This window comes from Dietzia sp. DQ11-44 (assembly GCF_014145205.1).
Lineage (GTDB): Bacteria > Actinomycetota > Actinomycetes > Mycobacteriales > Mycobacteriaceae > Dietzia > Dietzia natronolimnaea.
In genome coordinates, this window is sequence record NZ_JAALEC010000024.1 from 1 (window position 1) to 2749 (window position 2749).

Annotated in this window: 2 protein-coding genes; both read right to left on the reverse strand. The window is 73.1% G+C overall.

All coding sequences use genetic code 11. The features are described from left to right. On the reverse strand, positions 1-2122 hold a 2122-nt coding region (locus G6018_RS00635), incomplete at its 3' end, for an arabinosyltransferase domain-containing protein (protein WP_347237754.1). A gap of 12 nt (positions 2123-2134) precedes the next feature. Beyond that, the coding region (locus G6018_RS00640; protein ID WP_182638465.1) for an arabinofuranosyltransferase at positions 2135-2749 on the reverse strand (615 nt) is incomplete at its 5' end.

Below are 2749 nucleotides of genomic sequence, written 5' to 3' on the forward strand. Positions count from 1 at the left end.
CCGGGCCCGAGCGGCGGAAGGGGACGGCCCGGGCGACCCTGCGGGCGACCGCGCCGTCGGGCGAGTCGGGCAGGATCCCGGCGTGGATGAGCCCGGCCACCAGCAGGCACACCAGTCCGCCGATGAACGCGACGTACTGGACCTGGACCCCCAGCACGTCGGGGAAGGTGTCGGAGAACGGGATGCCGTAATCGGAGACGTACCACCAGGTGTTGTTGGTCGCCGTGGACAGGCCCACGACGAGGCACAACGCGGCGCCGACGAGCCACCGGCTGCGGCGCAGCGAGACGGTCGAGGACCGCAGGGCGATCACCGCCAGGACGGCCAGCGCCCCGGCGAGCCCGGCGAAGACCCCGAAGTGGTGGGTCCACTTGGTCGGGGTGAACACCAGGAACAGCAGGGAGCCGGCGATCACGCCGATGAGTCGGCGGGACGGCCCGGCGGCGGCCCCGGGGATCCTGCCCCGGCGCAGCATCACGGCCGTGACGAGTGCGAGGCACATCAGCATGAGCAGGACGGGGAAGCGCCGGGCCACACCGCCGTCGGCGGACACCCCGAACAACGCCTCCCAGCGGTCCTTCTCCCCGTACCAGGGCAGGCTCGGGCCGAGCTCGGTGCGGATCCGGGTGGCCTCGAGGACGGCGGCGAGGGTCTGGTCGGCGAACACGGTGTAGAGCAGTGCCAGTCCCACCGCGAGGACCGGGCCGAGGATGGGAGCCCAGCCGACCACCAGGGCGCGGCGGCGGACCATGCGGACGAACTCGCGTGCGCCCGCGGCCAGGGCGGCCACGCACATGAGCCCGGTGGGTCCGGCCCCGAGGGAGAACGCGGCCACACCGATCGCGGCGACGCCCGGGACGAGCCTGCGCGTGGCGATGGACCGCTCCACGAGCGACCAGGTGAGCAGCGCGCCCAGCGCGATCACGGGCTCGGGCCGCAGCCCGTTGTTGAAGGCCATCCAGAAGGCCAGGAAGAGCGCGGCGCCCGTCCAGCGCGGCCGGTGCCAGGTGCGGGCGAGCCGGCCCAGGCGCGGGACCACCTCCCGGCTGATGATCAGCCAGGCCAGGATGCCGCACGCCAGGGTGGGCAGGCGCATCCACGGGCTCGCCGTGGACACCTCGGCGAACAGCCGCAGGATCTCGTAGTACCACCCCACGGGCGACTCGGGGGAGCCGAGCCAGCGGTAGTAGTTGGCCATGTACCCGCTGGGGCCGGCCGACCGGGCCATGGTGAGCAGGTAGCCGTCGTCGGAGGTGTTGGCACCCACGAGGTGCCAGAACCCCAGGACGCCCACCACCACGCCGTCCACCGCCGACAACCGGGTCCACGAGCGGGGGACGAACCGGCGGTCGGACCGTCCGTCGATCCCGTCGAGGCGGTGCAGGAACACCACCGAGGCGAGGGTCGCCAGGATCCCCAGCACCATCAGCGCCAGCTTGAGCACCGTGGGGCTGGAGGAGTAACGGGAGTCGACGGTGATCTCCACCGTCGACCCGCCCAGCCCCTCGGGCGCGGAGGTGGGCGTGAGGTCCGTGAACACCCCTGTCACCTGCGGTCGCATGGTTCCCGGGACGGCCGCGCTGACCGGGTCCTGCCCGTTCTCGTCGTCGTCCCCGCCCCGGTCCCCGTCCTCGGACAGGCCGGTGAGCTCGGCCACCAGCACCCCGACCTCGGCCCGGACCCGCAGCGACTCGCAGGCCGGGTCCCGGAGGGTGGACAGGGGGACCGAGAGCAGGGTGGTGTTGCGGACCGCCACCTCGATGGCGGGGTCCCCCGCGGCGTCGGCCGAGCGCTGGACCACGAGGCCGTCGGAGATCCGACCGGGTGCGCCCTCGGGCAGGGTCGAGAACACGATCGTGTCGTCGGGAACCTGCGACAGCGGGCCACACGGTGCGGTGATGGTCAGGTCCAGCGGTCTCCCGGAGACCAGTGGGGCGGTGACGGAGGCGTAGTCGGGTCCGGCGGTCCAGCGCACCTCGGTGGTGTTCTGGTGGACCGGGAGGAAACCGGACAGGATCGCCAGGAACGCGCCGAGGAAGCCGGTGATCACGGCCAGCCGTCGGTCGCGGTCCATACCCGGGTACGGGTGCAGCCCGAGGGGGCGCCCGCCGCTCGCCGTCACAGTGGGGTCACCTCATCGCACCACGATCACGGCGAACGGTCCGACGTCGTGGACCTCGAAGTGGGGGCCCTCCACGGCCTCGGCGGGGATGGTGACGCCCAACCGGCGCACGTTGGGGTCGTTGGGGTAGGTGTCCTCGGCCAGGCGCAGCGCGTACCCGGAACCCGAGGGGCGGGCGACCACGGCGTCCGGGCGCCGCCACGGCGTGTCGTTCATCATGGCGTACAGCTCGTCGCCGCTGGTGGCGTCCTCCCAGCCGATCATCGCCTCGTTGCGCTCGTCGTACCGGCCGAGCGGGTTGGCGTAGTGGGAGGTGACGGCCTGGTAGGCCAGGTACGGGTGGTAGGCCAGGAAGGCGTCGGCGGTGCTGACGACGACGAGGTCGGTCTTCTCCCGGCCCGGGAACGCCTCGAGGATGACCCTGTCGACCTCGGCGTAGTGGGACTCGGGCCCGGGAGGGAAGCGGTCGGCTCGCTCACCGTCGCCGTCGGTGTCCGTGTAGGCCAGCCGGATCTCCTCGTGCAGGTGATCGGGGATCCCCTGCGCGTGGGCGAGTGCGGCGAGGGTGGCCACGACGCCCACGACGGCGGTGGCCCGGCGACGCCGGTCGGCGGCCTCGGCGGCGGG